The sequence below is a fragment of the Kribbella sp. NPDC058245 genome, assembly GCF_042882005.1.
GTDB lineage: Bacteria > Actinomycetota > Actinomycetes > Propionibacteriales > Kribbellaceae > Kribbella.
On the sequence record NZ_JBHVWY010000016.1, the window covers coordinates 74,747 to 98,187 of the forward strand.

The window sequence follows — 23,441 nt, forward strand, 5'->3', positions numbered from 1 at the left end:
GCACCGATATACCACAGGCCGAGTAGACATTGCGGAGCTGTCTCACCGGTGCTGCCGGGGAATTGGTTGCCTCGTCGCCGCGTTAGCGTCATCCGGTGGGTCACCCCCGCATGTCCAGTTCACTTTTGCTCTAAGGAGACACCCGTGCGCGCCTTCAGCGCTCCTATCCGTCGTATCGCCGCTGCCGGAGCCGTTGTCACACTGGCTTTGTCGATGGTTGCCTGCGGCAGCGATGACGACAAGGCCGCGAGCGGACCGGACCTCGGCCTGATCAAGGCCGGCACGCTGCGGATCGGGACGCTCACCGACGCGCCGCCGAACGTGTACGTCAAGGACGGCAAGTTCACCGGGTTCGACAACGACCTGATCACCGCGGTCGCGGCCAAGCTGAACCTGAAGCCGGAGTTCGTCGGGACCGACTTCTCCGCCCTGCTCTCGCAGGTGAACACCGGCCAGTTCGACCTCGGCAGCTCGTCGATCACGATCACCGAGGCCCGTAAGAAGACGGTTGCCTTCAGCAATGGCTACGACTTCGGCTACCTCGGCCTGAACACCACCAAGACCTCCGGGATCACGAAGTTCGACCAGTTGACCGGCAAGCGCGTGGTGGTTGTCCAGGGCACCGTCCAGGACGACTACGCGACCTCGAAGAACCTCGACCCGGTCCGGGTGCCGAACTACAACGCCGCCGTCGGCCAGCTCAAGGCCGGTACGGCGGATGCCTGGATCTCACCGGCCGAGATCGGCGAGAAGATGGCGAAGGAGCAGGGCGGCGGCACCGTCATCCTGGCGGCAAAGGAGCTGAGCTCCGCACCGACGGCGTACGCGGTGGCCAAGAGCAACGACAAGCTGCGCGAGGCCGTGAACAAGGCGCTCGACGAGGTCATTGCCGACGGCACCTGGACGAAGCTGGTCGAGCAGTACTACCCGGGCCGCGCCGTACCGGAGTCCTTCAAGCCGGGTAGCGGCACGGTCAAGTTCACGGCTCCCAAAGCCTGATGGACATCTGGTCCACTCTGAGCGAAACCTTCCTCGACTGGGGGTCGATGAAGGCAGTCCTGCCCGAGATGCTCAAGGTGGGACTGGTCAATACTCTGATTCTGGCGGCCGCCTCGGTCGTGCTGGGCACTGTGCTCGGCATGATCGTGGCGGTCTTCGCCCTGTCCCGAAAGCGCTGGCTGCGGTGGCCGGCGAAGATCTACACCGACATCTTCCGCGGACTGCCGGCGATCCTGACCATCCTGCTGATCGGTCAGGGCCTGTCCCCGATCACGCGGCACTGGTGGGGCCCGAACCCGTATCCGCTGGGGATCCTGGCGCTGTCGCTGATCGCGTCGGCGTACATCGGTGAGATCTTCCGGTCCGGGATCCAGAGCGTCGAGAAGGGCCAACTGGAGGCCGCGCGAGCGCTCGGCTTCAGCTACACCGACGGGATGCGGCTCATCGTCATCCCCCAGGGTGTACGGCGGGTCCTGCCGGCGCTGGTGAACCAGTTCATCGCGCTGATCAAGGAATCCAGCCTGGTGTACTTCCTCGGCCTGCTCGCGAGTCAGCGGGAGCTGTTCCGGATCGGTCAGGACTCGGCCTCCACCGACGGCAACCTGTCGCCGTTGCTGCTGGCCGGCATCTTCTACCTGGTGATCACGGTCCCGCTCACCCACCTGGTCAACTACATCGACAAGCGCCTGCGTGAGGGCCGAGCGACCGACACGCCTCTCGTTGAGGAGCCGGAATATGCCCGTTGAGGTGGCAGCGAGCCTCGAGGTCCGCGGCGTCGAGCTCGCCTTCGGTACGAACAAGGTGCTGCGCGGGGTCGACCTCGCCGTACCGGCCGGCCGCACGGCCTGCGTGATCGGACCCTCGGGCTCCGGCAAGTCGACCCTGCTGCGGACGATCAACCGGCTGATCGAGCCCGACGCGGGTGACGTCCTGCTCGGCGGGGAGTCCGTGCTGCCGGGGAACCCGGACGTGCTGCGGCGGCGGATCGGGATGGTGTTCCAGCACTTCAACCTGTTCCCGCACAAGAGCGTGATCGACAACATCACGCTGCCCCTGCGGAAGCTCCAGAAGCTGGACCTGACCGCCGCCCGAGCCGCTGCGCTCGAGCAACTGGAGCTGGTCGGGCTGTCGGAGAAGGCCGAGGCTCGCCCTGGCAACCTCTCCGGCGGACAGCAGCAGCGGGTCGCGATCGCCCGCGCGCTGGCGATGAAGCCCGAGGTGATGCTCTTCGACGAGGCCACCTCCGCCCTGGACCCGGAGCTCGTCAAGGGTGTCCTCGGCCTGATGGCCGACCTCGCCCAGTCGGGGATGACGATGGTCGTCGTCACCCACGAGATGGGCTTCGCCCGCGAGGTCGCCGACCAGGTCGCCTTCATGGACCGGGGCGTCGTGGTCGAGTCCGGCGCCCCCGACCAGATCTTCACCGCCGCAGAATCCCCACGCCTGCAGCAGTTCTTGTCGCAAGTGCTGTGACTACCCGGACCGCCATCACCGTCTAACTCGGAGCGACCAGCACATCGCACGCTCAGACTGCGCCCGCCGGCCGTCGATCGGGGCAGTTGGTGGGTGGTGGCGGTCCGCCGGGCCGCGGTGTCCGATATGCGTGGTTGTTGACGCGGAAGCGGCGTGGGAGCGGGGATTCGGGGCGCGGCGGGTGAGGGTGGGCGGGTGGAGTGAGGCCCACCCGCCCTGGGGGATGCATGGAGACTCGACTGACGCGCACCGGTCAGCGGTTGACCGGGCTGGCGATGATCGTTGCGGTCAGTGCGGTGATCGGGACGATCGTGGTGGCTGCGGCGCGTCCGCACACGCAGCCGACACCACCCCCTGCCCCAGCCGCGGTTGCGCCGGTCACGCCGCCGCTGCCCGCGAAGTACGTCGTACTGACGTTCGATGACGGGCCTGATCCGGCGTATACGCCGAAGGTGCTCGAGATCCTGGCGAAGTACGACGCGAAGGCGACATTCTTCGAGGTCGGGAAGAACGTCGCGAAACATCCCGAGCTGACCAAGGCGATCCACGCGGCCGGGCACAGCGTGCAGAACCACACGTGGGCGCATGCCGACCTGCGGCACCAGACCGCCGCCGGGTTCCGGACGCAGGTCGGCGACACCGACGCGGCGATCCGGTCCGCGTCCGGGACCACGCCGAGTTGTCTGCGGCCGCCGTACGGCGGAGTGAGTGCGACCGTCCGGCAGCGGGCGAAGGCGCTCGACAAGGAACTCGTGCTGTGGACGATCGATTCACGGGACTGGTCGAAGCCGGGTGTCTCGGTGATCGAGAAGCGCGTGCTGGGCGGGGTGAAGAACGGGTCGGTGATCCTGATGCACGACGGCGGCGGGAACCGTAGTCAGACGCTGGCGGCGCTGCCCAACATCTTGGAGAAGCTCAAGGCGCAGGGCTTCGGTTTCCGCACCCTGTCCTGCTGAGCGCTCAGCCCCGCGCTGGACGCAGGCCGGTACGGTCGGCAGCGAAGGCGAGAAGATCGGTCCACTCGGCGGCGATCGCCGCGGCGGGCCGCCCAGGCCCGTGACCGGTCCTGGTCTCGACCCGCAGGAGGATCGCCTCGTCTCCGGCCTGAGCATGTTGCAACGCCGCGGCGAACTTGTAGCTGTGCAGTGGTACGACGACCTCGTCGTGGTCGCTGGTCATCACCAGCACCGCCGGGTAGGTCGTGCCGGACTTGACGTTGTGCAGTGGCGACCAGGCAAGCAGGTCGGCGAACTGGGCGGGGTCCTCGGGCAGACCGATCTCCGGAGCCCAGGCCCGCCCGATCGTGAAGAGATGGAAGCGCAGCATGTCCATCACTCCGGCGGTCGGTACCGCCGCGGCGAACAGGTCCGGCCGCTGCGTGAGGACGGCGCCGACGAGCATGCCGCCACCGCTGTGCCCGTGGATCACCAACTGCTCGCGAGTGGTGATGCCGGTCAGCTGCAGGTGCTCGGCGACGGCGATGAAGTCGTCGTAGGTGTTCTGCTTGCGGCTCAACCTGCCGGCATCGTGCCACTCGGCCCCGAACTCACCGCCACCGCGAAGGTTGGCGATCACCAGCACTCCACCCGCCTCCAGCCAGGCTTCCCGGCCCGGGCGGTGGTCGGCCAGTTGCGGCGACCGGAAACCGCCGTACCCGTAGAGCATGGTCGGTCTCGGCCGCGAGTGATCCAGGTCGACGCGACTGATCAGGAAGTACGGAACGCCGCGGTCCGATTCGGTCCGGCGTAGTACCCGATGGGGTGGAGTGTCGCCGCCCTTGAGCAGGGTTGCCTGGGCGGTCGCGGCGCTGAGGTGGCTCAGCTGGTTCGGCGTCCAGGTCGAGGAGAGACCGATGAAGACCTCGTCGTCGCCTTCGTGAGCGGTGATGCCCACGACAGCGCCGCCCTGGAGGTCGACGGGAGTTGTGCTGCCGTCGAGGCCGACGAGCTGGAACCGTGGTTGCGCGTCCGTCAGCGTGACGGCGAGAAGCCCGCGGCCCGCGGCGTGGACCGCGGTCAGGGTGTCGGCTGTCTCGGGTAGGACGTCGACGAAGGTGGGGTCGGCGACCGTGCAGGTCACCACCCGCCCGCGGGGCGCGTCGACATCCGTCCAGAGCACAAACCGTTCTCCGGCCAGCCGGACCAAGCGGGTCGCGGCCACGGGCTCGTCGATCAGCTTGATCGGATTGGTCAGCCCCGGCAGTGGATACAGCCAGAGCCTGGTCCGCTGATCGGTCCCCTCGTTCAGCTGGACCGCCAGATACCCGGACGACACCATGGTCTCGGTCACGCTGCCCGGCGGGAGATCGAGCACCACGTGGTCGAACGACTGCACGTCACCGAGCTCGTGCACCTTGAGCTGTCCACCGATCTCGCTGCTGCCCGCCGGGGCATGGACATAGACGAACGAACGCGAGTCGGGCAGCCAGGTGGCCCGGCAGTACTTGCCATCGGTGAGGAGATCGTCCAACGGCAGTCCGGTGTCGAGATCCACGACCCCGAATCCGAGTCGCGGATTGCCCTCGGAGCGGGTGGCATAAGCGACGTACCGGCCGTCGGGGCTGACACTGAAACTGTCGATCGCGGTCGTGTCATCGGCGAACTCGACAAGGACCTGCGGTTCGGCGTCAAGGCTGACTGCCACGCACAGGACGTTCTGCGGCCGGGTACCGTCGTTGTACTCGAAGACGTACCGGCCACTGCGAAAGACCGGAACGCCGGTCCACGGCCGGGCCAGAATCTCGCGCAGCCGACCCGCGAAGTAGTCCCGCTCCGGAAGGCCCGACAGATACTGCTCGGTCGCCGTGTTCTGTTGGTCGATCCAGTCATCGGATGCGTCTTCGAGCCAGCGATACGGGTCGGCGATCGCCTGACCGTGCAGCACCTCGACGACGTCGTCTCGCCGGCTCTGCGGCACATCCCTCATGGCGACCGACGGTAGCCGCTCGTGATGCAGACCGGCGCCGATTTGTCTGTCAGCAGACGATCAGCCCAGGGAGCCGATCAGCGGTACGACGTCGGCGATGGACTCGACGATCCGGGTCGGGCGGTACGGGAAGCGGTCGACCTCGTGCTCACCGGTCGATCCGGACAGCACGAGCACACTGCGCAGCCCGGCCTCGAGACCGCTGATGATGTCGGTGTCCATCCGGTCGCCGATCATCACCGCCGTCTCGGAGTGCGCCTCGATCCGGTTGAGCGCGCTGCGCATCATCAGCGGGTTCGGCTTGCCGACGAAGTACGGCGCGACGCCGGTCGCGCGGGTGATCAGCGCCGCCACCGAACCGGTGGCCGGCAGCGGACCCTCCTGCGACGGACCGGTCGGATCCGGGTTGGTCGCCAGGAACCGCGCGCCATCAGCGATCAGCCGGATCGCCCTGGTGATCGCCTCGAACGAATACGTCCGCGTCTCCCCCAGTACGACGTAGTCCGGCGCACGCTCGGTCAGCACGTACCCGATCTCGTGCAGCGCCGTGGTCAGCCCCGCCTCGCCGATCACGTACGCCGTACCGCCGGGGCGCTGGTCGTCGAGGAACTGTGCCGTGGCCAGCGCGCTGGTCCAGATCGCGTCCTCGGGGATATCGATGCCTGCGGCAAGCAATCGGGCCCGCAGGTCGCGCGGGGTGAAGATCGAGTTGTTGGTCAGCACCAGGAACTTCTTGCCCGACTTCTGCAAGGTCGCGATGAACTCGGCCGCGCCGGGGATCGCACGCTCCTCGTGCACCAGCACGCCGTCCATGTCGGTCAGCCAGCTCTCGACCGGCTTGTGCTCACTCATTCGGCTGCCCCTTCGGATTCGGCTGCCCCTTCGGCGAGACCACGGAGTTTCTCGACCATCGCGTTCGGGTCGTCGGCGGCGTACACGGCCGAACCCGCCACGAACACATCGGCACCGGCCTCGGCGCACCGCTCGATCGTCTCGACCGACACGCCACCGTCGATCTCGATCCAGAGGTCCAGGCCGTGCTTGACCAGCAACTCCTTGGTCCGGCGGATCTTCGGCACGCACACGTCCAGGAACTTCTGCCCGCCGAACCCGGGCTCCACGGTCATGATCAGGATCATGTCCAGCTCGGACAGCATGTCCTCGTACGGCTCGATCGGCGTCGCCGGCTTCAGCGCCATCGCCGCCCGCGCCCCCTTGGCCCGGATCTCCCGCGCCGTCCGGATCGGCGCCCGGCACGCCTCCACGTGGAAGGTCACGCTCGACGCGCCCGCCTCGACGTACCCCGGGGCCCAGCGGTCGGGGTCCTCGATCATCAGATGCAGGTCGAGCGGGGTGTCGGTCGCCTTCGCGAGCGACTCCACGATCGGCAACCCCAGCGTCAGGTTCGGCACGAAGTGGTTGTCCATCACATCGACGTGCAACCAGTCCGCGTTCGACACGGCCGCCGCCTCGTCCGCCAGCCGGGCGAAGTCCGCGGACAGGATGCTCGGCGCGATCTGAATCCCCATACCGCCAATCTACAGACGCCGGAGCCAGCCGATTGCTGCGGGGACTGTCTCCACCACTGGCACCCCGGCGGGTGCGGGCGGGCGCTGGATCAGAGCCACTGGGAGTCGGAGTTCACGGGCGGCGGTGAGCTTGGCTTCGGTCTGGGGGCCACCACTGTCCTTGGTGACGAGGACGTCGATGGCGTGCGCACGCAGGAGCTCGAGTTCAGCGCCCACGTCGTACGGGCCTCGGTCGAGAAGGAGGGTGCACCAGGTCGGCAGCGGCTCGGGCGGGTCCACACAGCGCGCCAGCGTCCACAGGCCGGTCCGAGCGAACGCCTCGAGCCCCTGACGGCCGATCGTGAGGAACACCCGGGACCCGAGTGTCGGCAGCACGTCAGCCGCGGCCGACGCGGACTCCACCCAATGCCAGTTGTCGTCCGAAGACTCCGACCAGCCAGGCCGCCGCAGTACAAGCATCGGTACGCCGACCTGTGCCGCGGCCGCGACCGCGTGCTCGGTCATGGTTGCGGCGAAGGGATGGGTCGCATCGACAACCGCATCGACCGGGTGGTCGCGCAGCCACTCGGTCAGCCCGGCTACTCCGCCGAAGCCGCCGACCCGGACCTCACCAGCCGGTAGTCTCAGGTCCTTCGTCCGACCGGCCAGCGACGACACCACCTCGAAGTCGACCAGCTGTGCGGCCAGCTCGCGGGCCTCACCGGTACCGCCGAGCAGCAGGACTTTCATCGCTCACGCGTGGTCGAGTACAGGTGGCTGTCCCGGAACTCCGTTGCCGCCAGCACCTTCCCCACCACGATGACCGCCGTACGGCGAATGCCCGCCGCCTGCACCTGCTCCGCAATGTCGGCCAGCGTCCCCCGCAGCACCGCTTCGTCGTCCCTGGACGCGCGAGCCACTACGGCGACCGGACAGTCGGCGCCATAGCTCGGCAGGAGCTCCTCGACGACGCGGTCGATCTGCTGGACGGCCAGGTGCAGTACTAGCGTCGCCCGGCTCGCACCGAGGGTCGCGAGGTCCTCACCCGCTGGCATCTTCGAAGCGCGTCCAGTGATCCGAGTGAGGATCACGGTCTGACCGACCTCCGGCACGGTCAGCTCCCGGTTGAGACTCGCTGCCGCTGCGGCGTAGGCCGGTACGCCGGGTGTGACGTCGTACGGGATGCTGAGAGCGTCGAGCCGACGCATCTGCTCAGCCATCGCACTGAACACCGACGGGTCCCCGGAGTGCAGCCTCGCCACGTCGAGCCCGGCAGCGTGCGCGGCGGCGAGTTCGGCGACGATCTGGTCGAGATCGAGGTTGGCGGTGTCGACCTTGCGCGCACCGACCGGGCAGTGCTCCAGGAGCTCAACCGGTACCAGCGCACCGGCGTACAGGCAGACCGGCGACTTAGCGATCAGGTCGCGCCCTCTGAGGGTGATGAGGTCCGCTGCGCCGGGTCCGGCGCCGATGAAGTGCACAGTCACTTCGTCACGCTCCAGATCGTCACTGGCATCGCTGGGCGCCACCCGGTCATCCCACCGACCTTGGACGCGCGCTGCACGTCAAGTCGCACCAGGTCACCACCCAACTCCTTGTACCACTGGGCTATGAGGCTCTCGGTCTCCAGCGTCACGCCGTTCACCACCAAGCGTCCACCCGGCCGCAGCGCCGCCCAGCAGGCCTCGACCATCCCCTCGGCCGTCGCGCCACCGCCGATGAAGATCGCATCCGGTTGCTCAAGCCCGTCGAGCACTGCCGGCGCGGCACCGTGCACCACTGCCGCCTTGGCCCCGAGTGCGGCGACGTTCCGCTCCAACCGCCGTACCCGCTCCTCGTCACGCTCAATGGCGATCGCACGGCAGGTCGGGTGATGCCGCGACCACTCGATCGCGATGCTCCCCGCTCCCCCACCCACGTCCCACAACAGCTGCCCCGGCACGGGCGCGAGGCGGGACAGCGTCACCGCGCGCACCTCACGCTTCGTCAACTGCCCGTCGCTCTCGTACGCCGAGTCCGGCAGCCCGGGGGTCGTCGACAACACCGGTCCGTCCGCACACAAGACCCCGATGACGTTGAGCGGGTCCACGTCACCAGCCCAGTCGGCAGCCGTCGTACCGGTCACTCGCTCTCCCGGACCGCCCAACTGCTCCAGCACTGTGAACTCACTCGCCCCGTAGCCGCGAGCAACCAGCAGCGCGGCCACCTCACCCGGAGTCCGCGCACCCCAGCTCAGAATCACCAACCGCCGCCCCGGCTGCACCTGTGGGTGCACCAGCTCAGTCGGATGCCCCACCAGGCTGACCACCTGCACCTGCTCCTGCGCCCACCCCAGCCGCGCACACGCCAGCGAAACACTCGACGGATGCGGAATCACCCGTACGGCGTTTGCCCCCAGCAACCGCACGAGCGTCGTACCGATCCCGTGGAACGTCGGATCCCCACTGGCCAGCACACACACCCGCCGGCCGCGGTACTCCGCCAGCAGCCCCGGCAACGCCTCCGACAACGGAGACGGCCACGCCCGGCGTTCCGCCGTACCGTCCGGAACCAGCCCCAACTGCCGCGCGCTCCCCATCAGCACGTCAGCTTTGGCGATCGCCTCCTGAGCAGCAGGTGAGAGCCCAGCCCATCCGTCCGCCCCAACGCCGACAACGACGACCTCAGCCACCATTGCCGAGCACCTTCGTCACAGTGATCTCAAGGACCACACGCTGCGGATTCACCCGCGGCTCCTTGTACCGCCGCGTATACCGCCGCTCCGCGTCCCGCACCCGCTCCGGCTCGTCCACCACGACCGCACGCCCCTCCAGCGTGCTCCACCGCCGCCCGTCCACCTGAGTGACCGCAACCGCCGCACTCCCCAGCCGCCGGATCACCCTAGCCTTGTAGGAAGTCCCCGAGCAGATCACTCGAGCCACCCCCGCCTCAGCGTCCACCGTCACCCCCACCGGCGTCGCATGGACCGACCCATCCCCCCGGACCGTGCTCAGCACCCCCAGATGCCGCTCACTCCAGAACTCCACCAACCGCTCAGTCCACAGCACCCAGCGATCGTAAACAGCAAGGCCCGCCCAACAACCGGGCGGGCCTCACCTGCGGTCCTCGGACCGTACAAACGGATCAGCCGATGTCGCGGCGGCGGAAGGTGGTTAGGCCTAGGGCTAGGAGGGCGGCGGCTAGGGCTGTGAGGGCCAGGACTGGAGTGGTGGTGAAGGAGCCGCCGGGGAGGCGGGGGGTGTGGCCGTAGGGGCTTAGGTTGATGACGGATTGGGGGAGGTTGAAGAGGGCGCCGAACTGGCCTAGGAGCAGGAAAAGGCCGTAGAGGGCCCACGCTGCGGTGATGAGTTTGGGAGCCAGGCCGAAAAGGGTCACTACCAGGGCTGTGACCAGCCAGATGGCGGGGAGCTGGACTGCGGCGGCGGCGAGCATGCGGGGGACTTGACGGCCTACGTTGCCCAGGGAGGCGCCGCTGGTGAGGCCGGAGCCGAGGCCGGCAATCAGGATGAGGGCTGCGGTGCCTAGGAGGGCCATCAGGACGTGGCTGGCGAGCCAGCGGGTTCGGGTGACGCCGGTGGCCAGGAGGGGTTCGGCGCGGAGGGCTGTTTCTTCGGAGCGGAGGCGGAGGGCGGCTTGGATGCCGTACGCCGAGGCCAGGAGGCCGACCATGCCCATCTCGGTGGAGAGGAAGGCGTCGGTGATCGCCTGGACGCCGCCGAGCTTCTGGACCATTTCGCGGGCGCTGTCGCTGGTGACGAAGCCGTCGACGTTGCTGGCGATGTTGCCGACCAGGAGGCCGAGGAGGAGGAACGCGAAACCCCAGCCGTACAAGGAGCCTCGGTGCAGCCGCCAGGCCAGGGCCAGCGGAGAGCGGAGTGATGGTGCAGCGACTGCGGGGCCGGGGCGTAGGCGGACGAGGCCGGCACCGACGTCGCGGCGGCGGATCAGTGCCAGCGCGCCGGCAACCAGGGCTGCGAGGAACATGAGCGGCAGCAGCACGACGACGTACCGGTCGCCGGCGTACGCGCGGATCTGCTGGGACCAGCCGATGGGCGACAGCCAGGAGACCCATTCGGACTTGCCGTCGGCAGAGGAGTCGCCGATCGCGCGCAGGACGTAGGAGACGCCCAGAACGATGGCGGTGAAGCCGTTGGCGGTTCGAGCGCCTTCGGTGAGTTGAGCAACCAGTGCGCCGACACCTGCGAAGGACAACCCAGCTGAGACCCAGACGAGACCGAAGGCGAATGAGCCGCCGGCTGGGAGACCGACGCCGATGAGGACCAGTGCGGTCAGCAAACCCAGCACTACAACGGTTCCGATGGACACGATCAGTGCTGCGGCCAGAGCGGCGTACCGGCCGAGGACTCCGGCGCTGAGAAGCTCCAGCCGACCGGACTCCTCTTCAGAGCGCGTGTGGCGGACTACGAGGATTGAGGCGAGCAGGCCAACCAGTACGGCGCCGAACGCGGTCAGCTTGAACAGCGAGAGCTCCCCGAGCGAGGTCTCGTCGAAGATGCGACCGTAGAGCGATACCAGCGCCGGCGACGCGTTCGTCGTACGGGCGGCTTCTACGCGGGATGCGACGTCGGTATAGAGGCCCATGGTGGCCTTGGCCGAGCCTGCGGCCATCACCACGAACACTGCGATCCAGGTCGGGATCAGAACCCGGTCACGCCGCAGGGCGAGCCGGACCAGGCTTCCAGTGCCTACGAAGTCCCTCATGAGACAGCCACCGAGTCATCCTCGTAGTGGCGCAGGAACAGCTCTTCCAGCGTCGGCGGCTGTGCCACCAGGCTCTTGATGCCGCTGGCGGCCAACTGCCGCATCACTGCGTCGAGCTGGGCAGTGTCGACCTCACAGTGGACGCGGTTGCCCTCGACGTCCAGGGAGTGCACGCCGGGCAGCGATGCCAGTCCGTTGGGGGAGGTAGCCAGCTCCGCCTGGATCGACGTACGGGTCAGGTGGCGCAGGTCGGCCAGCGTGCCGGTCTCGACGACCTTGCCGCGGCGGATGATGCTGATCCGGTCACAGAGCGCCTCGACCTCGGAGAGGATGTGGCTGGAGAGCAGGACGGTACGGTCGCGCTGCCGCTCCTCCTCGATGCACTGCCGGAACACCTCCTCCATCAGCGGGTCCAGTCCGGAGGTCGGCTCGTCCAGGATGAGCAGTTCGACGTCGGAGGCGAGTGCCGCGACCAGTGCGACCTTCTGCCGGTTGCCCTTCGAGTAGGTGCGGCCCTTCTTGGTCGGGTCCAGGTCGAAGCGGCGCAGCAGGTCGTCGCGCTTCTTCGGGTCCAGTCCGCCCCGGAGCCGGCCGAGCAGGTCGATCACTTCGCCGCCGGTCAGGTTCGGCCAGAGGTTCACGTCACCGGGGACATAGGCCAACCGGCGGTGCAGCTGGGCCGCGTCGCGCCACGGGTCGCCGCCGAGCAGCGACACGTCGCCCTCGTCACCGCGGAGCAGTCCGAGCAGCACCCGGATGGTGGTGGACTTCCCGGCCCCGTTCGGGCCCAGGAACCCGTGCACCTCGCCGGTGGCGACCTCAAGGTCGAGACCGTCGAGGGCGTGCGTCGCGCCGTACGACTTGTGTAGTCCGGAGACCACGATGGCTGATGTCATGATTCATAACGTACACTTCATTCAGAAGTTTGTGAATCTTCCGAACAGCGGGGCCGGGAAGGGATGATGGGCTGGTGAGTGCACAACGCGACGACGAGGCCGTCCGGCGGTACGCCGAGCAGTTCGGGAACCTGCTGGCCGACACGGGCTGGCCCCGGATGGCCGGCCGGGTCTTCTCCGCCATCCTGGCCAGCGAGGGCGGCCGCCTGACCGCGGCCGAGCTGGCCGAGCAGCTCCAAGCCAGCCCCGCGGCCGTCTCCGGAGCGGTCAACTACCTGCTCCAACTCCGCCTGGCCAGCCGCGAACGCGAGCCCGGCAGCCGCCGCGACGTGTACGTCGTCCAGGACGACGCCTGGTACCAGACCATGATGACCGAGGACCAGTCCCTGCTCCGCTGGTCCGCCTCCCTGCGCAAGGTCCTCGACGCCTCCGGCGAAGGCACCCCAGCCCACTACCGGGTGCGGATCTCCCTCGCCTTCATCGACTTCATCAGCGGCGAGGTCAAAGGCCTCAGCGAACGCTGGGTAGCCCACAAAGCCAAACTCGACGCCGAAATAGACGCCGAGCACAAGCCGTAGACGGAACTGCGGACACCAACTGGGGACCTCGGACACCTGATCAGATGTCCGAGGTCCCCGTTTCCTGTCCTCGGTCTGAGCGCGTTATGCACAGGCGGGAAGACGGCGGTCGGGTGGGAGGGGGATCGGTGCATCTTGTTGGTATGAACGAGAAATTGAGGGCGACCGCGGTGCAGCGGCGGGGTTGGTTCAGCCGGGGTGACGTACTGGCGGCGGGCTACAGCGACAGTGAGCTGCGGGCGCGCCTTCGACGAGGGCAATGGGCGCGACTGGCACGGGACGCGTTCGTCGAGGCCGGTGAGTGGCCGGCTGAGCCGCCGTGGGAGCGCGCCCGGCGTGTGCACACGTTGACGATCCGCGCCGTGACCGAGCGCCTGGGCGCGGCCGCCATCAGTCATCAGTCGGCGGCGGTGCTGCACGGATTGCCGATCTGGGGTCTGGATCTGCGCAGGGTGCACGTGACTCGCTCGGCCGGACGCGTCCGATCGGGGCCTGCCCTGATCGTGCACCGTTCGCTGACCATGCCGGAAGACGTGACAGAAGTGGACGGGGTGCAGGCCACGTGCGTGGAGCGCGCGATCGTCGAGACGACCTGCGGAACGTCGTACGAAGCGGGCGTGGTCCTTGCCGATGCGGCGCTGCGTTGCGGGCTGTCCACTCCCGGCCGGCTGGTGGCGATGGCCGACCGGCATCGTCATTGGTCCGGCTCACCGGCCGCTCGGGCCGCCGTCAGGTTCGCCAACGGACTGAGCGAGTCGGTCGGCGAATCACGGCTGCGTTGTCTGATGGACAACCACGGCCTGCCGGAGCCGGAACTGCAGGTCAACATCTACGACGAAGACGGTCAGCTGATCGGGCGGGTCGACTTCCTGCTGTTCGGGGTGCTGATCGTCGAGTTCGACGGCGCACTCAAGTATGGCGACAACGCGGATGCGGTCATCGCCGAGAAGCGACGCGAGGATCGTCTTAGGGCCCGCGGTTACCGGGTGGCCAGGGTCAGCTGGGACGACCTTGACCAGCCGGCGAAGACTGCTGCACGTCTGAAGGCGGCGGCCCTGTCCGGGGACACCAACTGGGGACCTCGGACACCTGATCAGATGTCCGAGGTCCCCAGTTGGTGAACGCAGTTACCGCAGGGTGCCGGCGGCGATGGTGTCTAGGGCTTGCTGGAGTAGGGGGTTCACCTTTTGGGGGGTGGACTTGGAGCGGGGTAGGTGGACGGCGTTGCCGTTGACCGGGCCCTTGACGGGGTAGACGGAGAGTTCGGCCGGGAGTGGGGTGGTGCCGCAGACCTGGTCGCGGGCGGGGAGTTCGCCGGTGAAGACGAAGATGTCGCCGATGGATTCGGCGCAGGCGGACGCGGAGCCGACGTACTGGCCGTGCTGGCCTTCGTCGTCGATGGCGACGAAGCGGGTGGTCTTGGCGGTGTCCTGGTGGGTGCGCAGGGAGCCCTCGTACGCCGTTGCCGGGTCGAGCTCGCCCTGAATCATCAGGATCCGCGGAGAGCCGGTGAGGTCCAGCTTGCGGTCCTGCGGCTTGTACTTCCAGAAGGCGCACATCGGTACGCCGTTCATGTAGCCGAAGAAGTTGTACTTCTTGGCCATCTTGTCGGCCTCGGCCAGGTAGAACTTCGGGTCCTTGTTCCACGCGGTGTCGTTGCAGCGGACCGTCGTACCGATGGCGCCGAGGTTGTAGGGCTCGTCACTGGCCGGGGACTTCACGGCTGCCGCACGGGCGTCGGCCAGGATGGAGTGGACCGAGTCGGTGCTGACCGCTGCGGCTGCGGCGGCCGAGGCTGCCGGAGTCACGCCGTACCGGGCGCGCATGGCGGCGAGGGTGTCGAACGCCTGCAGCTCAGGCGAGAGCCGGGCCCACGCCTTGTCCACGTGCCGCAGTTCGATCGCACCGGAGGCAGACGGGTCCTTGGTGTACTCGTCGTGCACCAGGATGTCGACGGTCGCGCGGATGAAGCGGACGTTGCCGTAGATGGCGCTGTAGATCGTGCCGTCCAGGTCGTCACCACGCACGGACGACGTGCCGGCCTTGACCAGCTTCACCAGGTCGGCACGGATCTTGTTGTACGACGCGGTGACCTGCTTGGTGGTCGATCCGAGCCCCTGGATCTGATCGGCGTGCCGGGCGATCCACGGGAAGAGCTGCGTGTCGCGGCGGCGCTGGCCGGAGAACGGGTCGAAGTTCACGTTGTCCCACTGGGTGTGGGTCCAGTCCATGTTCGAGTCGATCACGAACCGGCCGACACGCTGCGGGTAGGTGTCGGCGTACCAGCCACCGAGCCAGGTGCCGTAGCTGTAGCCGATGAAGTTCAGCTGGCGGGCCTTGAACAGCGCACGCAGGAAGTCCATGTCGTACACGGTCTGCTGGCTGCTCACGAACTGGCCGAACTCCGTTGCTGCACACGCCTCAGCCTGCAGTGCGGCCTCGGCCACCTCGACCTTGTGCGTCTGCCGGGTGCGCTCCTTGTAGTCCGGAGTGGTCGGCAGCGCGGCCAGCTTCTCGGTCGTGGTGATGCACTGCAAGGGCGTACTCGCTCCGAACCCCCGCGGGTCGAAGCCGAGCTGGTCGAAGTCGGTGAACAGCTGGGTCTTCTCCGCGGCCAGTGCGGCCGACAGGCTGAGGCCAGCACCACCGGGTCCACCGGGGTTGGTGGTCATCAGGCCCTTCGACTTACCGGTGGCCTTGCTGTAGGCGATGGCGACCTGTACGTCGGGGTGCGCGTCCGGGTGGTTCCAGTCCATCGGGACGTTCACCTTGGCGCAGTTGGTGGTCGGCGCCTGCGGGTAGACCCGCTTGACGTTGGCATCGAACGAGCAGACCGACCAGGTGATCGGCTGGTCGAGGTACCGCTGCGGAATGGACGGCACCGGCGGGTCCACGGGACCTCTGGCCGGCCGCGCCGCCGTAGCCGAACTGACGGCCAGCTGTGGCACCACAAGCGCCACTGCCAAGGCCATTGCGATCTTGCGAGGACGGATCACTGCTAGCTCCTGTTGTCCGGGCGGGGTTGCAGGAAAGCAGCAACGTATGCCGGACACACCTCCAGTGACCAGGTACTAAAGGCAGTACAAGGGCATTCCCTAGACGTCGTGGACGGTGAAGATCGTGCAGTAGACCGGCGGGGACTCCAGACCGGGGTAGTACAAACGCCCGGCATCATCAGTAATTTTGAAGTACGCCGTCGACGCCCCGACCTGAGACGGCGCCTGCAACTGCATCTTCACCACCACTACCTCGCCCGGCTCGGCGTCTGGCACCCGCTCGCGCGCCGGGGACCGCAGCCAGCCCGGAGCGCCGGCAGCGCCCTGCCGGGTCAGCCACCGGTCCCGCCACGGCCGCTCACCGCTGTTGCGGATCTGCCAGGTCTTCTCGAAGGACTCGTCCCGGCACACCTGAGTCCCGTCCGGCACCGTCTCCCCCACCAGCTCGGCCCGGTCCTCCGGATGGTGGTCAGCCGGTACGGACCCACCGAGTGAGACCGGCTGCACGTGCCGCCGCAGGTCCCGTTGCGACATGTCCCGATCAGCCCGTACGGCGGCGTCCAGCTCCATCAGCTGGTTGACCAGAGCCTGACCGGCGCCGAACGAGGCGTCGTACCACTCGGTCAGCTCGCGGCTCGGTTTGGTGTGCCCACGCTCCACCCGGGACAGATGCCCCTTGTCCCAGCCGGACATCACGGCGGCCCGGGTCAACGGCACACCGGCAGCCTCCCGGAGCTCTCGCATCCGGCTGCCGATCACAAAGCGAGCCTGTGCTGGCCTCACGACGCCATCCTGCCCTTGAGGTTAGTAACCTACATACATTCTAAGATGATGGTTTTCATTTTACGGTTGCCTACTGCGACAACGCGGTCACGCCCTGATTCTCTTCGGGTAGGAGCGAATTCGCCAGCCACACTGCCCCTCCCATCGCAGCGAAAGGCACTCATCATGAGATCTTTCCTTGTCCGCGCCACTCTGTCCGCCCTCCTCGGTGGCGCCACCCTGCTCGGCGCCGGCCTGCCGGCCACCGCCGCACCGGCACCCGCTCCCGCGCTCGCACCGGCCGGCATCTCCGCCGCACCGCAGGCGCGAGCCGACGACGCGATCAACTGGTTCTCGTCGCGCAACGGCTCGACGGCCTACCAGGGCTACTGCGAGAAGGCTGTCGAGAACTCCTACGGCCGGACCGGCATCTACGCTTCGGCGATCGCCAACTGGAACGACGCCGTACGGCGGGGCGTGGCACACCGCGGCGACCTGAACCCGCCGAAGGGTGCGCTCGTCTTCTGGAACATCAGTAGCTACGGTCACGTCGGCCTGGCGACCGGTGACGGCAACTTCTGGGCCACCAGCGTGAACAGCCGGATCGGCAAGGCACGCCTGCCGTACTTCTCCAACTACCTGGGCTGGGCACAGCCGAACTTCTGAGCCTCCCGGCGGGCCGTCCGGCATCCCCGTCGAGCCGGGCGGCCCGTTGCCCACTGCGACAACGGCATCACGCTCTGATTCCCTGCGAGTGAAGCACTCTCCCAGAAGGGAACACCCTCATGCGGACCGCCCTCATCCGTACCGTCTCCCGCATCGCCACCAGCGCCCTCCTCGGCGGCCTCGCCGTCACCGGCGCCGTCGTCCTACCCGCCCACGCCGCCACCGGCACGGTCGTCACCGACAGCGGCTCCGGAGTGACCATCCGGTCCGGTAACGCCACCACCTTCGGCTCCGTCGGCACCCAGCCGAACGGCGCGGTCGAGATCGACTGCCAGATCTACGGCGAGCCGGTGACCGGCAAGTTCGGCCGCAGCCTCGTCTGGGACCACGTCCCCGGCAAGGGCTACATCTCCGACTCCTACGTCAACACCGGCAGCACTGGCCTGGTCGCACCGCTGTGCACCGAGAACCCGCGCGCTGACAAAGCCATAGCCTGGTACGCCGCTCGCAACGGCTCGACCGCGTTCCAGGGGTACTGCGAGATGGCCGCGGAGAACTCCTACGGCAAGACCGGCATCTGGGCCTCGGCCAAGGCGGACTGGAACGACGCTGTCGCCCGCGGCGCCGCCCACACCGACCTGAACCCGCCGAAGGGTGCACTGGTCTTCTGGGACCTCGCCGCCCCCTACGGCCACGTCGGCGTCGCCCGCGGCGACGGCTACTTCTGGGCCACCAGCGTCAACAGCAAGATCGGCCTGGCCAAGCTCCCCTACTTCAACAGCTACCTCGGTTGGGCCTACCCGAACTTCTGATCCCCGCACCCCAGGCTCCTGGACGCGCGCACCGCCCCGCGCGCGTCCAGGAGCCTTCCCTTGCGCAAGACGACCATCGGGCCGGCTAGCTAGCCTCCATCCGATCCAGCCAGTCGGCGACCAGTGCGTGGTAGAGCGCTGGTCGCCGCACTGGCAGGTCGTGGTCTTCCTGATCCAGTACGGCGTACGTCGCGGTCGGGTAGTCGTCGATCAACCCCCACGCATCGGCGTACCCAGTCATCGTGTCCTGGCGGCCGGTCACGATCAGCGTCGGCCGCTCGAACAGTACGGCGGGATCCTCTGTCAACGCATAGGTCTTCGGGTCGCCTTGGATCCGCGCGAGGAAATCGAGATCGGCGGACTGCTCGGCCGGGTCGTAGTACAGGTCCTGCTTGGTCTGCGACGCGGCAGAGTACGACGGCGTCCGGCGAAGGTAGTCGTCCGTCGGCAGGGTCCGGGCGGTGCGGTCCGCAATGACGCCGGGGACTCGGAGCAACAAGCCCAGCACTCGCGCCGGGTCGCGCTTGATCAACCCGCGCGCGTGCAAACCGCCGGCGGAGGTGCCGGCAACGGCGTACTGATCACTGCCAACAGCTTCCGTGATGGTGTCAGCGATGGCGTCCAGCATCCCGTCCTGATCGGTGATCGACGGGTCGCCTGGGCGGTGGTTGGTGCCGGGTGGGTCGATGTAGATGCGGCGCCACCCGGACCGGCCGACGAAGACCGGTTCGTGGGCGGCCTGGGTCTCGCCGTTGTTGCCGCCCCACCCCGGCAGGAACACGATCGGGCGGCCGGCGCCGATGGATTCGTAGAACATCTGCCGACCCTAACCAGCAACCGGCGCAGTCAGCGAGGCTTTCTCTTCGGAGCAGACGGCGGGCGCTCCCCCGATCCGCGCTGGATCAGCGCACACGGCAGCACGATCCGTTGCGGCGGCCGGCGATCAGCCCCGGACGCGCGATCCAGCAACAACCGCGCCGCGCTCCGGCCGAGCTCGGCGATGTCCGACGCCACGACCGTGACCGGCGTCGGCAGCATGTCCGCCAGCCGGAAGTCGTCGAACCCGACCACCGCAGGCTCGAGCCTCAGCTCGCCCAGCGCCCGCAACACACCTTCGGTCAGGAAGTTGGTGGACGCGAAGATCGCCGTCGGCGGATCGGGCCGCAGCATCAGCTCCCGCGTCGCCTTCTCGGCGGACTCGGCGTTCCCCTCGGGCAACTGCACCACGAGCGACTCGTCCACCTCCAGCCCCGCGGCCCGGTGCGCGCGCCGGAAACCACGAAGCCGCCGCCCGGTCGTGTAGTACGACGGCGCCAGCAGGATCGCGATCCGCTCATGACCCTGCGCCAGCAGGTGCTCGGTGGCCAGTCGCCCGCCGCCTTCGTTGTCGACCATCACGATGTCGGCCTCGATCCCGGTCGCGGGCCGGTCCACGAACACGACCGGTACGCCGGCGCTCGCCAGGAACGCGTGATCGCCCTGGTCCGGCACGATCATCAGCCCGGCGACCTGGCGGCTGACCAGCTCCTGGATCGCCCGCTTCTCCCCCTCCGGATCCTCGTCCACACTGCCCAGTACGACGGCGAACCCGGACTGGCCGGCGACCTCCAGCGAGGCCTTCGCGATCGTCGCGTAGAACGGGTTGGTCAGGTCACCGAGCACCAGCGCCAGGCTCGAGGACTTCTTCCCCGGCCGCAGCGCGCGGGCGACCTCGTTGCGCTGGAAACCGAGCTCGTCGATCGCGGTCCGGACCCGCTCGGCCGTCTCGTCCCGGACTCCGTGCCCGCCGTTCACCACCCGGGAGACCGTGCCGAGCCCGACGCCGGCCCGCCGGGCCACGTCGATCATCGTCGGCTGCCGGGCGGTCCCGGAATGCGTTGGAAACGTTTCGGACACAGGGTTGACTTCCTTTTCCCGACACGGCATCGTCACACCACAGTAAAACTTGGAAACGTTACCGTCCAGGAGGCCGGATGAATGAATCCCGCCGTCGCGCCCGGGGCGGCCGCAGCCGCAGTGCCGGGTCCGACACAATGGCGGCGTACCTGTTCATCGCCCCGGCGATCATCGGGTTCACGGTGTTCGTCGGATATCCGCTGATCCGCTCGTTCTATCTCGCGCTGACGAAGTACAACGGCCTGTCCGATCCGGTCTTCGTCGGCCTCGGCAACTTCCGCCGGCTCTTCACCGCCGACCCGGCCTTCTGGCCGGCCCTGCGCGCGACCGGGTACCTGGTGGTCCTGTATGTGCCGCTCTCGCTCATCCTCGGCCTCGCGCTGGCGATGTTCTGCAATCAACGCTTCCGCGGGGTCCGGATCGTCCGGACGCTCGCCTACCTGCCGGTGGTCCTGCCCGCGGTCGCCACCATCACGCTCTGGAAGTTCATCCTGAACCCCCAGGTCGGTCTGCTGAACACCGTCCTGGACCGGCTCGGCCTGCCCACCAGTCTCTGGTTGCAGAGTCCGACGATGGCGATGCCGTCCGTCGTACTGATGATGTTGTGGGGCGTCGGCGGCACGATGATCATCTTCCTGGCCGCGCTCCAGGCCGTCCCGACCGAGCTGTACGAGGCAGCCAAGGTGGACGGCGCCGGTCCGTGGTCAGCGTTCTTCCGGATCACGGTGCCGACGATCAGCCCGATCATCCTGCTGCAGGTGATCCTGCAGACCACCGCGGCGCTGCAGACGTTCAACCAGCCCAAGATCCTGACGAACGGCGGCCCCGGCTTCAGCACCAGCGTGCTGATGCTGTCGATCTACAACAACGGCTTCCCCAACCTCGGCCGGATCCCCCAGCTCGGCTACGCCTCGGCCCAGGTATGGGTGCTGTTCGTGATCATCATCGTCGTCATCGCCCTGGCCGCGAAGTTCACCTCCCTTTGGACCTACAGTGACAACACTCCCGACTAGCCGCCTCGCCAGGACCAAGAGGCCGAGCCGGCTCGCCGGTACGACGGCCTGGTACGTGACCGCCTTGTTCGTCACAGCAGTGATGATCGTGCCGCTGTTGTGGATGATCACCATCGGCCTGAAGAGCGGGTCGGCGGTCTTCGAGATCCCGCCGCGGTTGCTACCGCGCGAATGGACCTGGCGCAACTTCATCGACGGCCCGAACGCGATCCACTTCCCGAGGCTGCTACTGAACTCGACCATCATCACCGCGCTCAGCGTGCTCGGCGGGGTGATGACCGCGATGATGGCCGGTTACGCGCTGGCCCGGTTGCGCTTCCCCGGCCGGAAGGTGTGGTTCTACCTGTTCGTCGGCAGCATGCTGCTGCCCGGCGTGGTCGGGCTGATCCCGCTCTTCCAGATGTACAAGACCATCGGCTGGTACGACACCTGGCTGCCGCTGATCGTCCCGGCGTTCCTGGGCGGGAACCCGCTCTTCATCTTCCTGGCCCGCCAGTATTTCCTGGCCATCCCGTACTCGATCGACGAGGCGGCCAAGATCGACGGCGCCGGGCACCTGCGGATCTTCACCCAGGTGATGCTGCCGCTGACCCGGCCGGCCTGGATCACGATGGCGATCCTCGCCTTCCAGGCCTCGTGGAACGACTACCTGAACCCGCTGGTCTACCTCTACTCCTCCGGCAAGTGGCCGCTGTCGGTCGGGATGGCCGCGTTCATCTCACCGTTCGCCGGCAAGACGCCGGACTGGAGCTACTACATGGCCACCAACCTGCTCTACATGCTGCCACCGCTGATCCTCTTCTTCGTCGCGCAGCGCTACTTCATCCAGGGCCTCGGCTCGCTCGGCAGCACCACCCAGAAATGAGGGACATCCTGTGAAGACCAAGCTCATCGGCGTGGCCGCGCTGGCCTGCGCCGGGCTGCTGACGACCGCGGCCTGCGGCGGTTCGGACTCCGGCTCCAGCGACGGCCCGGTCACCGTCACCGTGATGACGTGGGAGTCGACCCAGACCAACGCCGTGATCAAGAAGGCGCTGGCCGAGTTCAAGGACGACAACATCAAGGTCGAGCTGCTCGACACCCCGAGCGGCCAGTACGGCGACAAGCTGTCGTCGCTGACCCAGGCGAAGAAGCTGCCGGACCTGTTCTGGTGCGGTAACGACACCGAGCAGCAGTACACCCAGCAAGGCCTGCTGGTGGACTGGAGTTCGAAGCTGAAGGACGGAGACTTCGGCGCGGACAAGTTCGTCCCGTCCGCGATCGCCAACTGGACCACCGCCGACGGCCAGATGGGCGGGCTCCCGTCGCTGATGAACACGTACGGCGTCTGGTACAACGCCGATGCGTTCACCGCGGCCGGTGTCACCATCCCCAAGGGCGGCTGGACCTGGGACGAGATGTACTCCGCCGCGGCCAAACTGACCGGCAAGAACGGAGCGAAGTACGGGCTGGTCGCCGATCAGCTCACCGGACCGGACGGCCCGTTCACGATGAGCATGTACGCCGTCTCCGCGGGTGGCGCGCCGTTCACCGACGACGTGAACCACCCGACCAAGGCCGAGGCGGACGGCAAGTACACCGAGGGCGTGCAGAAGCTCGCCGACGCGGTCAAGAACGGCTCGGTCGCCCCACCCGGGTACGACGCCTCGAACGCGCAGTCGCTGTTCGCGGCCGGCAAGATCCCGATGATGTTCGGCGGGCAGTGGCTGGCCGCGGGGTTCCAGGTCGACAAGCCGAAGGTGAAATACGGGTTCGTACCGTTCCCGCAGGTCACCACCCCGGCCACTCTGTACGACTCGGTCGGCATCTGCACCCCGCAGTACACGAAGAACCAGGACTCGACCTTCAAGGTGTTGCAGTACGTCAACACGAAGGTGTGGGACGCCGTACTGCCGGAGTCCCCGGTCGCTCCCCCGGCCTACACCCCCGCGCAGGCCAGCTACTTCGACGCCCTGACCAAGGCCCAGCAGACCACCGTCGTCGACACCGTCAAGGCCGACCTGGCCGCCGAGAAGACGGTCGGAGTCCGCTTCACCACCCAATGGGCCCAGCAGGTCGGCGACCTCACCACCGCCGAGTACACCCCGATCATCAGCGGCAAGAAACCCGTCTCCAACCTCTCCGCCTACGTCGAAAAGATCAACGCCCTCATCAAATCCGGCGGCTGATCCCCTCCCGCCCTCCTCCCATTTGGT

The 23,441-nt window shown here is 67.7% G+C and carries 24 protein-coding genes; 11 read left to right on the forward strand and 13 right to left on the reverse strand.

Annotated elements, in window-relative coordinates:
* Positions 1-144 precede the first annotated feature (144 nt).
* From ACFVWG_RS31765 to ACFVWG_RS31780, 4 genes are all read left to right on the forward strand, one after another.
* Positions 145-999: a substrate-binding periplasmic protein gene (locus tag ACFVWG_RS31765; RefSeq protein WP_391547138.1), complete on the forward strand. Its 855-nt coding sequence runs from the start codon at positions 145-147 to the stop codon at positions 997-999.
* The gene (locus tag ACFVWG_RS31770; RefSeq protein WP_391547139.1) at positions 999-1,745 is read left to right on the forward strand and encodes an amino acid ABC transporter permease; all 747 of its coding nucleotides are present in this window, start codon (positions 999-1,001) and stop codon (positions 1,743-1,745) included. Before ACFVWG_RS31765 ends, ACFVWG_RS31770 begins: the two co-directional genes overlap by 1 nt.
* Positions 1,735-2,472, forward strand: a complete 738-nt coding sequence (locus ACFVWG_RS31775; protein WP_391547140.1) for an amino acid ABC transporter ATP-binding protein — start codon at positions 1,735-1,737, stop codon at positions 2,470-2,472. Before ACFVWG_RS31770 ends, ACFVWG_RS31775 begins: the two co-directional genes overlap by 11 nt.
* Positions 2,473-2,699: 227 nt before the next feature.
* Positions 2,700-3,428 (forward strand): polysaccharide deacetylase family protein, encoded by a 729-nt coding sequence (locus tag ACFVWG_RS31780; RefSeq protein ID WP_391547141.1) that lies wholly within the window; start codon positions 2,700-2,702, stop codon positions 3,426-3,428.
* A gap of 4 nt (positions 3,429-3,432) precedes the next feature.
* Here the strand turns inward: ACFVWG_RS31780 and ACFVWG_RS31785 are convergent, their stop codons facing one another.
* The 9 genes from ACFVWG_RS31785 to ACFVWG_RS31825 all read right to left on the reverse strand — a co-directional run bounded on the left by ACFVWG_RS31785 (position 3,433) and on the right by ACFVWG_RS31825 (position 12,523).
* Positions 3,433-5,397 carry a prolyl oligopeptidase family protein gene (locus ACFVWG_RS31785; RefSeq protein WP_391547142.1) on the reverse strand — a complete coding sequence of 655 codons (1,965 nt, stop codon included), beginning with the start codon at positions 5,395-5,397 and terminating at the stop codon, positions 3,433-3,435.
* Positions 5,398-5,457: 60 nt separating this feature from the next.
* On the reverse strand, positions 5,458-6,249 hold the full coding sequence (locus ACFVWG_RS31790) for an HAD-IIA family hydrolase (RefSeq protein WP_391547143.1): 792 nt from the start codon (positions 6,247-6,249) through the stop codon (positions 5,458-5,460).
* Positions 6,246-6,926 carry a ribulose-phosphate 3-epimerase gene (gene rpe, locus ACFVWG_RS31795; protein ID WP_391547144.1) on the reverse strand — a complete coding sequence of 227 codons (681 nt, stop codon included), beginning with the start codon at positions 6,924-6,926 and terminating at the stop codon, positions 6,246-6,248. Before rpe ends, ACFVWG_RS31790 begins: the two co-directional genes overlap by 4 nt.
* A gap of 9 nt (positions 6,927-6,935) precedes the next feature.
* Positions 6,936-7,655, reverse strand: a complete 720-nt coding sequence (locus tag ACFVWG_RS31800) for a cobalt-precorrin-6A reductase (protein WP_391547145.1) — start codon at positions 7,653-7,655, stop codon at positions 6,936-6,938.
* Positions 7,652-8,392 (reverse strand): precorrin-4 C(11)-methyltransferase, encoded by a 741-nt coding sequence (cobM, locus tag ACFVWG_RS31805; RefSeq protein ID WP_391547146.1) that lies wholly within the window; start codon positions 8,390-8,392, stop codon positions 7,652-7,654. The genes ACFVWG_RS31800 and cobM overlap by 4 nt, the downstream gene beginning before the upstream one ends.
* Complete coding sequence (gene cbiE, locus ACFVWG_RS31810) at positions 8,389-9,579, reverse strand: precorrin-6y C5,15-methyltransferase (decarboxylating) subunit CbiE (protein WP_391547147.1); 1,191 nt, start codon at positions 9,577-9,579, stop codon at positions 8,389-8,391. The genes cobM and cbiE overlap by 4 nt, the downstream gene beginning before the upstream one ends.
* Complete coding sequence (locus ACFVWG_RS31815; protein WP_391547148.1) at positions 9,569-9,952, reverse strand: TIGR03618 family F420-dependent PPOX class oxidoreductase; 384 nt, start codon at positions 9,950-9,952, stop codon at positions 9,569-9,571. The genes cbiE and ACFVWG_RS31815 overlap by 11 nt, the downstream gene beginning before the upstream one ends.
* 76 nt (positions 9,953-10,028) lie before the next feature.
* Positions 10,029-11,627, reverse strand: a complete 1,599-nt coding sequence (locus tag ACFVWG_RS31820) for an ABC transporter permease (RefSeq protein ID WP_391547149.1) — start codon at positions 11,625-11,627, stop codon at positions 10,029-10,031.
* Positions 11,624-12,523: an ATP-binding cassette domain-containing protein gene (locus ACFVWG_RS31825; RefSeq protein WP_391547150.1), complete on the reverse strand. Its 900-nt coding sequence runs from the start codon at positions 12,521-12,523 to the stop codon at positions 11,624-11,626. The genes ACFVWG_RS31820 and ACFVWG_RS31825 overlap by 4 nt, the downstream gene beginning before the upstream one ends.
* A 74-nt stretch (positions 12,524-12,597) precedes the next feature.
* Between ACFVWG_RS31825 and ACFVWG_RS31830 the strand changes: the two genes are divergently transcribed.
* Both ACFVWG_RS31830 and ACFVWG_RS31835 read left to right on the forward strand, forming a co-directional pair.
* Positions 12,598-13,101: a GbsR/MarR family transcriptional regulator gene (locus ACFVWG_RS31830; RefSeq protein WP_391547151.1), complete on the forward strand. Its 504-nt coding sequence runs from the start codon at positions 12,598-12,600 to the stop codon at positions 13,099-13,101.
* 143 nt (positions 13,102-13,244) lie between these two features.
* Entirely contained in the window at positions 13,245-14,222 is a 978-nt protein-coding gene (locus tag ACFVWG_RS31835; RefSeq protein WP_391547152.1) for a type IV toxin-antitoxin system AbiEi family antitoxin domain-containing protein, read from the forward strand.
* A 6-nt stretch (positions 14,223-14,228) separates the two neighbouring features.
* On the opposite strand, the gene ACFVWG_RS31840 is transcribed toward ACFVWG_RS31835, so the two are convergent.
* Entirely contained in the window at positions 14,229-16,097 is a 1,869-nt protein-coding gene (locus tag ACFVWG_RS31840) for an alpha/beta fold hydrolase (RefSeq protein ID WP_391547153.1), read from the reverse strand.
* A gap of 99 nt (positions 16,098-16,196) precedes the next feature.
* A complete protein-coding gene (locus ACFVWG_RS31845; protein WP_391547154.1) occupies positions 16,197-16,880 on the reverse strand; it encodes an NBR1-Ig-like domain-containing protein in 684 nt (227 codons plus the stop codon).
* A 165-nt stretch (positions 16,881-17,045) separates the two neighbouring features.
* Between ACFVWG_RS31845 and ACFVWG_RS31850 the strand changes: the two genes are divergently transcribed.
* On the forward strand, positions 17,046-17,525 hold the full coding sequence (locus ACFVWG_RS31850; RefSeq protein ID WP_391547155.1) for a CHAP domain-containing protein: 480 nt from the start codon (positions 17,046-17,048) through the stop codon (positions 17,523-17,525).
* A 119-nt stretch (positions 17,526-17,644) separates the two neighbouring features.
* Positions 17,645-18,337: a CHAP domain-containing protein gene (locus ACFVWG_RS31855; RefSeq protein WP_391547156.1), complete on the forward strand. Its 693-nt coding sequence runs from the start codon at positions 17,645-17,647 to the stop codon at positions 18,335-18,337.
* Between the two features lie 85 nt (positions 18,338-18,422).
* Here ACFVWG_RS31855 and ACFVWG_RS31860 read toward each other — a convergent pair whose 3' ends face one another.
* Both ACFVWG_RS31860 and ACFVWG_RS31865 read right to left on the reverse strand, forming a co-directional pair.
* On the reverse strand, positions 18,423-19,154 hold the full coding sequence (locus ACFVWG_RS31860; RefSeq protein WP_391547157.1) for an alpha/beta fold hydrolase: 732 nt from the start codon (positions 19,152-19,154) through the stop codon (positions 18,423-18,425).
* A gap of 29 nt (positions 19,155-19,183) precedes the next feature.
* Positions 19,184-20,233 (reverse strand): LacI family DNA-binding transcriptional regulator, encoded by a 1,050-nt coding sequence (locus ACFVWG_RS31865; protein WP_391547158.1) that lies wholly within the window; start codon positions 20,231-20,233, stop codon positions 19,184-19,186.
* Positions 20,234-20,310: 77 nt separating this feature from the next.
* Between ACFVWG_RS31865 and ACFVWG_RS31870 the strand changes: the two genes are divergently transcribed.
* From ACFVWG_RS31870 to ACFVWG_RS31880, 3 genes are read left to right on the forward strand one after another with little or no spacing between them, the layout of a single operon-like run.
* Positions 20,311-21,246, forward strand: a complete 936-nt coding sequence (locus ACFVWG_RS31870) for a carbohydrate ABC transporter permease (RefSeq protein ID WP_391547159.1) — start codon at positions 20,311-20,313, stop codon at positions 21,244-21,246.
* Entirely contained in the window at positions 21,227-22,111 is an 885-nt protein-coding gene (locus ACFVWG_RS31875) for a carbohydrate ABC transporter permease (protein ID WP_391547160.1), read from the forward strand. Before ACFVWG_RS31870 ends, ACFVWG_RS31875 begins: the two co-directional genes overlap by 20 nt.
* A gap of 10 nt (positions 22,112-22,121) precedes the next feature.
* The gene (locus ACFVWG_RS31880; RefSeq protein ID WP_391547161.1) at positions 22,122-23,414 is read left to right on the forward strand and encodes an ABC transporter substrate-binding protein; all 1,293 of its coding nucleotides are present in this window, start codon (positions 22,122-22,124) and stop codon (positions 23,412-23,414) included.
* Positions 23,415-23,441 lie beyond the last annotated feature (27 nt).